The 12098-nt window shown below is 65.3% G+C and carries 12 protein-coding genes; 3 read left to right on the top strand and 9 right to left on the bottom strand.

Translation table 11 applies throughout. The features are described from left to right. Positions 1–110 precede the first annotated feature (110 nt). Together GRB96_RS14060 and GRB96_RS14055 are read right to left on the bottom strand one after the other, a co-directional pair. A complete protein-coding gene (locus GRB96_RS14060; RefSeq protein ID WP_161432707.1) occupies positions 111–491 on the bottom strand; it encodes a hypothetical protein in 381 nt (126 codons plus the stop codon). A gap of 96 nt (positions 492–587) precedes the next feature. Then, positions 588–1133 carry a DUF6624 domain-containing protein gene (locus tag GRB96_RS14055; RefSeq protein ID WP_161432706.1) on the bottom strand — a complete coding sequence of 182 codons (546 nt, stop codon included), beginning with the start codon at positions 1131–1133 and terminating at the stop codon, positions 588–590. Positions 1134–1734: 601 nt separating this feature from the next. Between GRB96_RS14055 and GRB96_RS14050 the strand changes: the two genes are divergently transcribed. Beyond that, a complete protein-coding gene (locus GRB96_RS14050; protein ID WP_205743545.1) occupies positions 1735–2337 on the top strand; it encodes a hypothetical protein in 603 nt (200 codons plus the stop codon). A 63-nt stretch (positions 2338–2400) separates the two neighbouring features. Here the strand turns inward: GRB96_RS14050 and GRB96_RS14045 are convergent, their stop codons facing one another. Continuing rightward, a complete protein-coding gene (locus GRB96_RS14045) occupies positions 2401–2760 on the bottom strand; it encodes a hypothetical protein (protein WP_161432705.1) in 360 nt (119 codons plus the stop codon). Between the two features lie 132 nt (positions 2761–2892). Here GRB96_RS14045 and GRB96_RS14040 point away from each other — a divergent pair, with 132 nt between their 5' ends. Continuing rightward, positions 2893–3369, top strand: a complete 477-nt coding sequence (locus tag GRB96_RS14040) for a nucleoside deaminase (RefSeq protein ID WP_161432704.1) — start codon at positions 2893–2895, stop codon at positions 3367–3369. Positions 3370–3385: 16 nt separating this feature from the next. Here GRB96_RS14040 and GRB96_RS14035 read toward each other — a convergent pair whose 3' ends face one another. From GRB96_RS14035 to GRB96_RS14010, 6 genes are all read right to left on the bottom strand, one after another. Beyond that, positions 3386–4267, bottom strand: a complete 882-nt coding sequence (locus GRB96_RS14035) for a glutathione S-transferase N-terminal domain-containing protein (protein WP_161432703.1) — start codon at positions 4265–4267, stop codon at positions 3386–3388. 84 nt (positions 4268–4351) lie between these two features. After that, positions 4352–5317, bottom strand: coding sequence for a zinc-binding metallopeptidase family protein (locus tag GRB96_RS14030; protein WP_161432702.1), 966 nt, complete (start codon positions 5315–5317; stop codon positions 4352–4354). A 180-nt stretch (positions 5318–5497) separates the two neighbouring features. Then, the gene (locus GRB96_RS14025; protein WP_161432701.1) at positions 5498–7309 is read right to left on the bottom strand and encodes an acyl-CoA dehydrogenase C-terminal domain-containing protein; all 1812 of its coding nucleotides are present in this window, start codon (positions 7307–7309) and stop codon (positions 5498–5500) included. Positions 7310–7559: 250 nt separating this feature from the next. After that, positions 7560–8327, bottom strand: coding sequence for an SDR family NAD(P)-dependent oxidoreductase (locus tag GRB96_RS14020; protein WP_161432700.1), 768 nt, complete (start codon positions 8325–8327; stop codon positions 7560–7562). A 16-nt stretch (positions 8328–8343) separates the two neighbouring features. Continuing rightward, positions 8344–10014, bottom strand: coding sequence for an AMP-binding protein (locus GRB96_RS14015; protein WP_161432699.1), 1671 nt, complete (start codon positions 10012–10014; stop codon positions 8344–8346). A 149-nt stretch (positions 10015–10163) separates the two neighbouring features. After that, complete coding sequence (locus GRB96_RS14010) at positions 10164–10739, bottom strand: TetR/AcrR family transcriptional regulator (protein WP_161432698.1); 576 nt, start codon at positions 10737–10739, stop codon at positions 10164–10166. A gap of 157 nt (positions 10740–10896) precedes the next feature. Here GRB96_RS14010 and GRB96_RS14005 point away from each other — a divergent pair, with 157 nt between their 5' ends. Then, complete coding sequence (locus tag GRB96_RS14005) at positions 10897–12084, top strand: acetyl-CoA C-acyltransferase (RefSeq protein ID WP_161432697.1); 1188 nt, start codon at positions 10897–10899, stop codon at positions 12082–12084. The last annotated feature ends 14 nt before the right edge of the window (positions 12085–12098 follow it).

Genomic DNA, 12098 nt, shown 5'->3' with positions numbered 1-12098 from the left:
CGTTAATTTGAGAATCAGCACTTTTCAGCTCCTTCTGCTCAACGCCTTGGGTAAGCTGCCGGTACGGAGCGCAGCGTAGTACCGGTCAGCTTCACCCACTTGTTAGCAGTTTACTCGATCCAAAATCCGGCAATCTGGTTTTGCCCCATAGCCATCTTTATGAGGCTATCGGACTCCGAGCTTGAAGACATCACCTTCCATAGATAAACCTTGAACCCTTCCTGATTGAGAACCCCCAAATACTCAGATTGGTATCCACCTTTGAATCTTGAGGATAGAGATCTTGAAAGGGTTTCGAACTGCTCTGCGCTGATAGCTTTCCGAAAGGTTGAATCAGTATGTTCCAGAAATTGCTGATAATCGTTTGAAGCGATAGCACCAATTTGTGAATGGAGCAAAGCCTCGATCGATGGCTCGGCTTTCGTATCTGCAAGCAACAATGATGAAAAGACTGAAAATAAAATCAGTGCCGTGAACGCGAACCTATTCAAAACTTGGAATCTCCTTTTCCTACCTGCTAACGCAGAGCGCACCGGCGACCTTGACGCAGCGAAGCGGAGACAAGGGCGTCCGAGTGCCGCGTTTTGTTAACTGGTTTGTTCGATATTGGCACGGCGCTTCCGCTCCTGCTCAGTCATTTGTTCTTGGCGCTCCTCTATGGAGGTCAGCCCAAGACGCGCACGGCGCTCATTAACCGTAGCAGAACCCTCAATAGGAAACGGTGTTGGCCAACCGTTTTCATCAACATCAAACTGAGTACCGTAGTATTGAGGCTTGCCAGATAGCGTACGCACCCGATCCTGGAGGAATGCCAGCTGCCAGCCCGCTACATCCTCTCTCGCAACGGCATCCTCTATTAAAGAGACACACTCATTCATGAACTCGGGATCTGAAACAGAGTGCTGAACGACCAGCCATGCAGCTTTGGCAGCCTCTTCCCCAACTAACGAAACGCCAGGCCAGCCGTGAGCACCAATAATCTCCTTCAGTCGGGAAGCATTGTGCTCATGCAGGGCTTTCATCCGGGGATGATAAGACTCAGATGGTAGTTCTCCGGAATCGAAGAGTTGCTGCAACAACCGCTGGTCTTCTGCCATCATCGTGACCAGCTCATCCGCAAGATTCTGATTCATGGGCTCCTTCCCAGTTAACAGGTATTAGATAGCGCGCTCGTTTATTGACTTGAACGAGCATGCGCGTTCAACAATATTATACCGCACGCAAAAACACTCACAACCCATTGAAAACCCTATGACTTAAGTATAGCTCGGCAGTATAACACCAATCATCATGCATGCTACATATCCCCGATGAACGAACATGCAGCCTTTGCCACCATGTCGGCTTTGGGTCGAAACCGGCTATGCCCCTCAAAACAAAACCGGCGTTTTGCCGGACCGGGGGCCTTGCCCCTGTTCCGAGAAAACGCCGGTGAAGCGTAGCGTCTGCTGAGTCTCGTCATCATCCTGCGTCCCTGCCCCCTGCGCCGGCCTGTTGTTGGCCTTGCTCTCCTGTCTTGCCACTCCAGCCTAGCTCAGGGGGCTTCGGGCTGCCATGCCGGGCGAGTCGATGGGCGAGCCACGCCATTAGCGCCGGCGTGAAGGCGGCGCGCTCACTATATTTCAAGGGATGGACCGCCCTTCGCGCCCGGCCTGCCGCACCAGCAGGTGGCGCATCCTGTGCCGGGTACCTGCACGCCAGCGGGCCTGCCCGGATCTCCTGGAGGATCACGAGATGAGACGCATCCTGTGGGGCGGCGTCATCGCCATGGGGCTGGCGGCGGCAAGCCTGCCGACCGTCGCCCTGATGACCGACGACACCGAAACGATGATCGAGGAACTGCGCGCCGCCATGCAGCGCTTCGAGGACGTGAACGTGGCCCTGGCGGAGGGCTACATGCCGGATCCCTCCGGCGAATGTGTGAAGGCCGGGGAGCACGGCCTGCCGGCGGAGCTCGGGCATATGGGCATCCACTACCTGCGCCCCGACCTGCTGGGCCTCACCACCACCGAGCCGCGTGTTGACGGCAGCGGCACCCATACCGACTTCAGGAATCCCGCCATCCTGCTCTACGAGCCCCAGGCAGACGGCTCCATGGTGCTGGTGGGCATCGAGAACCTGGTGTTCGCGCGGGCCTGGCAGGAGGCCGGAAACGCCGAGCCACCGAACTTCCTGGGTCGCCGCTGGGACTACATGGCGGAGGATCCGGCCATCCCCGGCGACCAGGCCCACGGTTTCGAGCCCCACTACGACCAGCACGTCTGGTTCCGCAACAACCCCGGCGGCAACCTGGAACCCTTCAACCCGGCGGTCAGCTGCGACCTGCGCAGCACCTGACCCCAAAGGGGAGGCGTCCGGCATGGCCGCCTCCCCTTCGCTCAGGGATTCGATGCTCCGCCGCTACGCCCCATCAGCGACCCGATACCCCAGTTCCGCGAGCCGGCGTTGCTGCGCCGTGGTCAGCGCCAGGCCGGCCTCGTCGCCCTCCTCTGAAGAGCCCGCCAGCACCACCATGCCGGCCTCATCATCGATGTGCAGTAATCGCTCGCCGCAGCGCCGGCACTGCCAGGCAGCCAGGCCCCGGGCATCCGGCACCACCTCGAGCTCATCGGCGCCCTGGCCGAGCTGGATGGCCTCCTGGGGCCAGAGGCTCACGGGCTCACCCTCGGCATCCCTGCCGTTGCCGAGGGAGCCACCACACACCAGCAGCGTGACGGCGCCGCAGTCGCAGGCGAGTTGCCCATAGGGTCCATTGCTCATGATTGGCTCCTCGAGAAGGGGGTAGCCACAGTGTGGCAGCCGCAGGCGACCCTGCCGAACCGGGACCCGGCTTGGCCAGCGCCGGACGTGGAGTATGCTGGTGGCTCACACGGAACCCAAGGAGCCCTGATCATGATCGACGACACGGACATGACCCACCTGGAGCGCTGCGTGGCACTGGCGGAGAAGGGCCTGGAGGCGGGCGACGAACCGTTTGGCTCGGTGCTGGTGAGCGGCGACGGCGAGGTGCTGGCGGAGGACCACAACCATGTGGCCGGCGGGGATGCCACCCAGCACCCGGAGTTCTTCCTGGCACGCTGGGCCGCGGAGCACCTGACGCCAGAGCAGCGCGCCAGGGCCACGGTATACACCTCTGGCGAGCACTGCCCCATGTGCGCGGCAGCCCACGGCTGGGTAGGCCTGGGACGGATCGTCTACGCCAGCTCCTCGCAGCAGCTCATCGGCTGGCTCGAGGAGATGGGCGTTGCGCCGGCGCCGGTGGCCCCGCTGCCGATACGGCAGGTGGTGCCGAACGCGGCGGTCGAGGGGCCGGTGCCGGCCTTCGCCGAGCGGATCCGCGAGCTGCACCGCCGTCTGCACGGCGCCTGAGGGTCTCGCTGCCGGCTCAGCCGCTGGCCAGGGCCTGTTGCACGAAAGCCTCACAACGCTGATGGGCCGGGCGCTGCCTTAACCCGGCCCAGTAGGCCTCGAACTCGGGGCGCCGCGGCAGGGTGCCGAACTGCATACCCCAGCCGATGTGCGAGCCCACGTAGACATCGGCCGCGCTGAAAACGTCGCCGGCAATGTAGGACCTTCCCGCCACGGCGCCGGCCAGGGCTTCCACCAGCGTCCAGTAGTCGCCGCAGCCCAGCCGCATCTTCTGCTCCGCCGTGGGCTGCACACCCAGGTCATTGAGGGCTATGGCGCTCTCCAGCGGCCCGGCTGCAAGGAAGAGCCAGCGGTAGTAGTCGCCCCTGGCAGACAGCGGCGGCGCCAGCCTCGCCTCGGGGAAGGCATCGGCCAGATAGGCGCAGATCGCCGCGGACTCGGTCACCACGGTGTCGCCGTGACGGATGGCGGGCACCTTGCCAAGCGGGTTGATGGCGAGGTACTCCGGCGACTTCATGGCGGCGCCGTACTCAAGCGTCACCGTGCGGTAGTTGACGCCGAGCTCCTCCAGCATCCAGTGCACGATGCCTCCTCGCGACAACGGGTTGGTGTAGAACACCAGCTCCGCGGGCGCCGTCTCGGCCGAGCCTCCCTCGGCTTTCTCGGGCGCACCGGGCTCCGCCAGCGCCGGCGGCGGCAGCGTCACCTCGGGCGGCAGCACATAGCCCTCGCCGGGCGTGTTGACCACCTCGATGCCCACCGCGCGCAGCACGGCGACCTCCTGGTAGAGGGTGCGCAGCGAGACGCCCAGCGCCTCGGCAAGTTCAGGGCCCGGCATGGGCTCACGGCGATGGCGCAGGAGGCGGATCAGCTCCTGCAGGCGGGTGGTTCGTGACATGGGCGATTCCTCTTGGGGGTGGTGGTGCAATCGCCACCGCGACGGGACGTGGAGGCAATCATCATGCCCCCAACTTGGGTCGACTTACAGCCCCTGGGCGCCACGACGCAGCCAGTCATGCACGAACACCAGTTTGCGCCGTGCGGCATCCGAGAGAACGAAGGGGTAGAGATCGGAGAGCCCCATGGAGCGATTGACGTGGTTGACGCCTGCCACAAGGCTGGCGGCGACCCGGATCAGGCGCTCGGCGTCGGGCTCCATGTAGGGGTCCCAGTGGGGGCTCGGCAGCTCCGGCGAGGAGAGCCCCGCCGCCACGAAACTGTCGGTGATATCGGTGAGATGAAGCAGGTGGGCGGCGGTCTCGGCCCAGTCCTCATGGGGGTGCGCGGAGGCATAGGCGGTGAGGAAACTCGACTGCCAGCCGGGCGGCGGACCGTCGTGGAAGTACTGCTGGAGCGCACTGGGGTAGTCCACTCGCTCGTCGCCGAACATGTTGCGGAAGGCATCCAGGAAGTCATCCCGCAGGCTGAGCCGCCACCACAGCATATGCGAGATCTCGTGGCGCATATGACCGATCATGGTGCGGTAGGGCTCTTCCAGGGCTTCCCGACGGGTGGTACGCAGCACCGCATCCGCCTCGGCCACGCTGATGGTCACCACGCCCCCGGCATGACCCATGGCCACCGGGGTCGGGCCCTCGGCCAGCATATGAAATACCGGCGGCGCGCCGGGATCCTCGGGGCGAAACCAGTGCCAGCGTCCCAGGTTGTCGAGCACCCAGCGCTTGGCGGCCTCGGTCTGCGCCCAGTTGGGCATAGCATCGGGGATGGAAGGGTCCGGCGCCAGCGCAGTCATGGCACAGGAGCGGCAGAAGGCGCCCTGCTTCGGGGCGATCCAGTTACAGCCGATGACCTCGCGATTCACGCAGAACGGCGGCATGGGCAGAAACGCCCTGGCCTGAGGGTCATAGGCGACGGGCGTGCCGTCGGCGGTGGCGAGGTTATCGAACCAGAGGGACCCGGCACCGACCGGGTTGGCAAAGACACGCATGAGGCAGTCACTCCGCTGTTACCGCAAGGCAGATGGCCCGACGCTCTACTCCGCATCGTCCTCCTTACTCGTCAGCGGAGCAAACTCCCTCCGTAGCATGCTGTTCAACGCGAACAAGGCGGCGAGGGAAGCCCCCGCCGCCTGTCGTTCGCCGTTATGAACGCAAGTCCATAAATCGACTCAGATTTCAAACCCCAGACCGAAGTCCTCGGCGCTGATCGCCATCAGCGGCTCGGCGCCGGCCTCGATGGCTCCCTTGTGGGCGCGGGTGCGTGGCACCAGCCGCTGGTAGAAGAAACGTGCGGTATCGAGCTTGGCACGGTAGAAGGTGCCCTCCTCGGTGCCTTCGGCCAGCGCCGCCCTAGCCTGCTTTGCCGCGCGAGCGAACAGATAGGCCAGGGTCACGTAGCCGGCGTACATCAGGTAGTCGACGCTGGCCGCGCCAACCTCCTCGCGGTCGGTCATCGCCTTCATGCCGATGGCCATGGTCATCTCGCCCCACTCGGCGTTGAGCTTGGCCAGCGGGCGCACGAACTCGGCCAGCTCGCTGTTGCCCTCCTCGGCCTGGCAGAACTTGTGGATCTCCTTGGTGAACACCTTGAGGCTCTCGCCCTGGCTCATCAGCACCTTGCGACCCAGCAGGTCGAGGGCCTGGATGCCGGTGGTGCCCTCGTAGAGGCGGGTGATGCGCGCATCGCGTACCAGCTGCTCCATGCCCCACTCCTGGATGAAGCCGTGGCCGCCGAACACCTGGACGCCCTCGTTGGTGGCCTCGAATCCCGCCTCGGTGAGGAACGCCTTGACGATCGGAGTCAGCAGGCCCAGCAGTGTCTCGGCGCGCTCCTTCTCGGCAGCATCCGTGCCGTGCTCGACGATATCGATCATCTGGGCGGTGTAGAGCACCAGCATCCGGCCGCCCTCGGCGAAGGCCTTCTGGGTCAGCAGCATACGGCGCACGTCCGGGTGGACGATGATCGGGTCGGCGGCCTTCTCCGGCGCCTTGGGGCCGGAGAGCGCGCGCATCTGCAGACGGTCGCGGGCATACGCCAGGGCGTTCTGGAAGCTCGCCTCGGTGAGGCCCAGGCCCTGGATGCCGACGCCGATGCGGGCGGCGTTCATCATGGTGAACATGCAGGCCAGGCCCTTGTTGGGCGCGCCCACCAGGAAGCCTTTCGCCGCATCGAAGTTCATCACGCAGGTGGCGTTGCCGTGGATGCCCATCTTGTGCTCGAGCGACCCACACACCACGCCGTTACGCTCGCCCGGCTCGCCCGCTTCATTGGGAAGATATTTCGGCACCACGAACAGCGAGATGCCCTTGGAGCCCTCGGGGGCGTCGGGCAGCTTGGCCAGCACCAGGTGGACGATGTTCTCGGCCAGGTCATGCTCGCCGGCGGAGATGAAGATCTTGGTGCCGGTAATCTCGAAGGCGCCGTCATCGGTGGGCACGGCGCGGGTCTTGATCAGGCCGAGGTCGGTGCCGCAGTGGGGCTCGGTCAGGCACATGGTGCCGGTCCAGGTGCCCTCCACCAGCTTGGTCAGGTAGGTGGCCTGCTGCTCCTCGGTTCCGTGGTGGCGCAGGGCGTCGGCGGCGCCGTGGGAGAGCCCCGGATACATGCCCCAGGCCAGGTTGGTGGAGCAGATCATCTCGTTTAGCACCATCGCCAGCGAGTGCGGCAACCCCTGGCCGCCGTGGGCGGGGTCCGCGGCCAGGCTCGGCCAGCCGCCCTCCACGAACTGGGCATAGGCCTCCTTGAAGCCCTTGGGCGCCTTCACCTCACCGCCCTCCAGCAGGCAGCCCTCCTGGTCGCCACTCTGGTTCAGCGGCAACAGCACCTCGCGGGCGAAACGCCCACCCTCCTCCAGGATGGCCGCCACCACGTCGGGGGTCGCATCCTCGCCACCGGGCAGGCTGGCGTAATGGGCCGGATAGTCCAGCAACTCGTCCATGACGAAGCGAATATCGCGCAGGGGGGCCTGATAATCGGGCATCTCAACTCTCCAATTCCACACCTGGCCACGAGAAGTGTCGCCAGCAGTCAGTCAAGAAAAGTGGCGGCGGCCACTTTCAAACATGCGTTTGAAATTACGCGTGCGAGAATGGGGAGTCAAGCGTTCGTTTAAATTCCAGCCTCAAGCGACAAGGCGCAAGGGATACCACCCATGAGCAAGATGAAAAAAGGAGCAAGCCAAGGGGTTTCCTTGAAGCTTGCTCCTTGTGGCTTGCAGCTTGCCGAAGGCCTTACTGCATGCGAATCCCGCCGTCCAGGCGGATCACCTCGCCGTTAAGCATGGAGTTGGTGATGATCTGCTCGGCCAGGCGGGCGTACTCGTCTGGCTTGCCGAGCCGCTTGGGGAAAGGGACCGCAGCGGCCAGGGCCTGGGCGGCCTCGTCGGGGATCTCGCTCATCATCGGGGTCTCGAAAACCCCGGGGGCGATAGCCATCACGCGCACGCCGTGGCGAGAGAGTTCCCGGGCCGCCGGCAGGCTCATGCCCACCACGCCGGCCTTGGAGGCGCTGTAGGCGCACTGCCCCACCTGGCCATCCATGGCGGCGATGGAGGCGGTGTTGATGATCACCCCTCGCTCGCCGTCCTCGCCCGGGGCATTCTTCGCCATGGCCGCGGCCGCCAGGCGCATCACGTTGAAGGTGCCAACCAGGTTGATCTGGATGGTGCGGTTGTAGGCCTCGAGGTCGGCGGGGTTGCCCTCGCGGTCGACCAGCTTGGCCACGCTGACGATGCCGGCGCAGTGCACCACCCCGGAAAGGCCTCGCTCGCCGCCGAGTTCGATGGCGGCATCCACCGCGGCCTGGATATCCTCGCCGGAGGTGACGTCGCCGCGCACCGCCCGAGCGGCGTCACCCAGGCGCTCGGCGTGGGCCTCGACGGCGTCGCTCAGGTCGCAGAGCACCACCCGGCCGCCGGCGGCGACCAGGCGCTCGGCGGTGGCCGCCCCCAGCCCGGAGGCGGCCCCGGTGATCAGAAAGGTATTGTCCTTGACTTGCATATCGGGTTCCTCGGGGTTACTGGGTCGGTGCCTCGGTTTTATCGACGGCATCGGCGCGCAGCTTGAAGCGCTGGATCTTGCCGCTCGGGGTCTTGGGCAGTTCATCGACGAATTCGATCACCCGCGGGAAGGCGTGGGTGGAGAGTCGCTCGCGGACCTGCTGGCGGATCTCGTCGGCCAGTTCGTCACTGGCCTCGAAGCCCTCGCGCAGCACCACGTAGGACTTGATGATCTCACCGCGGATCTCGTCGGGCTGCCCCACAGCGGCGGACTCGGCCACTGCCGCGTGGGTCATCACGCTGTTCTCCACGTCGGTGGGGCCCACGCGATAACCGGCGGTGGTGATGATGTCGTCGTCGCGGCCGGCGAACTGGAAGGTGCCGTCCTCGTTGCGGATCACCACGTCACCGGTCAGGTAGTAGCCTTCGGCGAAGGGATGCTTCTCCTGCCAGGTGTAACCGGCGAAGAAGTGGGCCGGGGAGTTCTTGATGTCCACCGCCAGCACGCCCGGCTGGCCCGGGGGCAACTCGTTGTACTCGGCGTCGAGGATCACCAGACGGTAACCCGGCATCGGCACGCCCATGGCGCCGACATGCTTGGGATGGTCCAGCGCATGGTGGTTGTTGCAGGTCATGCCGGTCTCGGTCTGGCCGTAGTGGTCCATGACCGGACAGCCCAGGGAGCGCTCCACCCAGGTGACCACCTCGGTGTTGAGCGGCTCGCCGGCGGAGCTCGCCGCGCGCAGCTCGAGGGTCTGGTGGGCGTCGTCGAACAGGCCAGAGGCCTTCATCAGCCGGTAGGCGGTGGGGGCGGCGGCGAAGTTGGTGATGCGGTGACGCTTCATGAAGGCCAGCGCCCCCTCGGCGGAGAAACCCGCCTCGCAGAAGTGGGTGGTCACCCCCAGCAGCAGGGGCCCGGTGATGGCGTAGTAGAGGCCGTAGGCCCAGCCTGGATCGGCCATGTTCCAGAAGCGATCGCTGTCGCGCAGATCGACGGCCAGCTCCATATAGAGGGCGAAGGCCGGCATGGCGGCGAGCGGCACCGCCACCCCCTTGGGCTTGCCCACGGTGCCGGAGGTGAACATCTGCAGGAAGGGGGCGTCACGACCCAGGCGCGGCGGCGTGGCCTCGATGGGTGTATGCGCCAGCGCGTCAGCCCAATCGAGGTCCTCGGCATGGTCGGCGCTGGGGCCGCCCACCGCCAGCACCGGCGGGCACTGGGAGAGGCCGTCGAACTTGAAGCGGTTGGCGTGATCGGTGATCACCAGCTTGGTATCGGCGCGACCCAGGCGATAGTCTACGGCGTCGGGGCCGAAGGCGGTGAACAGCGGCTGGTAGACGGCGCCGATGCGCCAGGTCGCCAGGATGGCGACGAGCAGCTGGGGTGAGCGCGGCAGCATGCAGGCGATGCGGTCGCCCACGCCCAGGCCGCGTTCGGCCAGCCAGCCGGCGAGTCGGGCACTCTCTGCCTCGAGCTCGGCGTAGGTCAGGGTGTTGACGTTGCCCTGGGTGTCCTCCTGGACCAGCGCCAGCACCTCGCCCCGGCCAGCGCGCAGATGGCGCCCGCAGCAGGACTCGAAGGCATTGGCCTTGCCGTCTCGATGGTCGTCGAGGCGAGCGATGACCTCATCGATGGAGAAACGCTCCAGATAGTCACGATAATCGGACACGTGGTCTTGGGTGCTCATGGGCCGTCCTCTTGGAAGGTTTGTGGTTGTTATGGATTACAGTTAACGTAAGCGTAAACCTATCAAGCGCTAGGTCCAAGCTAGCGAGTCGGACCGCACAGGGCAAGGGCAGAGAGCGGGAGAAACGACTAGACGTTGGTCGACGGGGTTCAGCCGACCGAGGCGGAGCGGGTGATCATGGCGACCAGTTCATCGGCCAGTTCATCGGGTGTACGAGGGCCGTCCGGGTCGTACCAGCGTACCGTCCAGTTGAGCGCACCCATCACGAAGCGCGAGACCAGGAAACGGTCACCATGGACCAACCCTTCGGCCAGGGCCTCGTCGATCACCTGCTCCCAGAGCGCCTCGTAGGCGTCGCGCAGGTGGCTCAGGTGGGCACGCGCTTCGGGATCCAGGCGACGCCACTCGTAGAGGGCGACCACATGGGCGTTGCGATCGGTGAGCAGGGTCTCCAGATGGGCGCGGGCCATGGCGTGCAACCGCGCCGAAGCACTGCTGTCACAGCGAGCGAGGGCCTTCCGGGCAATGACCAGGGCATTCTCGGTACCCTCCTCGATCACCGCGGCCAGGATCTCCTGCTTGTCACGGAAGTGATGGAAGAGGCTGCCGGACTTGATACCCATCTCCTGGGCCAGCATGCGCACCGTGGTGCGATCGAAGCCCGCCTGGACGAACAGTTGGGCGGCCAGTCGGGTCAACTCCTTGCGACGTGGGGATGCATTCATTACATTCATCGGCATTTGCACTAGCGCTTGCTTGGTTGACCCTGAGAAGACCACAGCCCCGCCGATGGGTCAACGCAGCGCAGGACCACCTGCAATATCGACTTACAATCACAACGCGGTTCCAGCGGGAACCGCTTGCCACACCGGGAGAACCACCATGAGCCATTCCAGCGATATCGTCTTTCTCTCTGCCGCCCGCACCCCCATGGGGGGCATGCTCGGCAGCCTGGCCAGCATGACCGCCCCGGAGCTGGGCGCGGTGGCCATCCGCGCCGCCATCGAGCGCGCCGGCATCGAGGCATCCAGCATCGACGAGGGCATCATGGGCTGCGTGCTGCCCGGTGGGGTCAAGCAGGGTCCGGCTCGCCAGGCCATGCGCCAGGCCGGCATCCCCGACGCCATCGGCGCCACCACCATCAACAAGCTGTGTGGGTCGGGCATGAAGGCCACCATGCTGGCCCATGATCTGATCCGTGCCGGCAGCGCCGAGGTGATGCTGGCCGGCGGCATGGAGTCCATGTCCAACGCCCCCCACGTATTGACCAAGGCACGTACCGGCTACCGCCTGGGCCACGGTGAGCTGAAGGACCACATGTTCCTGGACGGCCTGGAAGACGCCGAGACCGGCAAGCTGATGGGTGTCTTCGCCCAGGACGTCGCCACGGCCCGCGACTACAGCCGCGAGCGCCTGGACGACTTCGCCATCGCCTCCCTGGAGCGCGCCATGGAAGCCACCAACGCCGGCCACCTGGATGCCGAGATGGCGCCGGTCACCGTCAGCGACCGCAAGGGCGAGACCATCGTCAGTCACGACGAGCAGCCCTTCCAGGCCAAGCTCGACAAGATCCGTTCGCTACGCCCCGCCTTCGCCAAGGAGGGCACCATCACCGCGGCCAACTCCAGCTCCATCTCCGACGGTGCCTCGGCATTGATCCTGGCCAGCCAGGAAGCGGCGGACCGCCTCGGCGCCAAGCCGCTGGCGCGCATGCTGGGCCACAGCACCCACTCCCAGCACCCCAGCGAGTTCACCATCGCCCCGGTAGGCGCCATCGACAAGCTGATGAAGAAGCTCGACTGGACAGTGGATGACGTCGATCTGTTCGAGATCAACGAGGCCTTCGCGGTGGTCACCCTGCTGGCCATGGACGGGCTCGACATCCCCCACGACAAGGTCAACGTCTTCGGCGGCGCCTGCGCCCAGGGCCATCCCATCGGTTCCACCGGCTCGCGGATCATCGCCACCCTGATCCACGCCCTGCGCACCAGGGGCGGCAAGCGCGGCATCGCCAGCCTGTGCATCGGCGGCGGTGAGGCCACCGCGGTGGCGGTCGAGCTGGTCGACTGATGGAGGCCTTCACC

Origin of the sequence: Halomonas alimentaria (assembly GCF_009902005.1) — a bacterium.
Classification (GTDB): Bacteria; Pseudomonadota; Gammaproteobacteria; order Pseudomonadales; family Halomonadaceae; genus Halomonas; species Halomonas alimentaria.
Note: the sequence above shows the minus strand (reverse complement) of the source record. Positions and strands in the feature narration are given on the sequence as shown.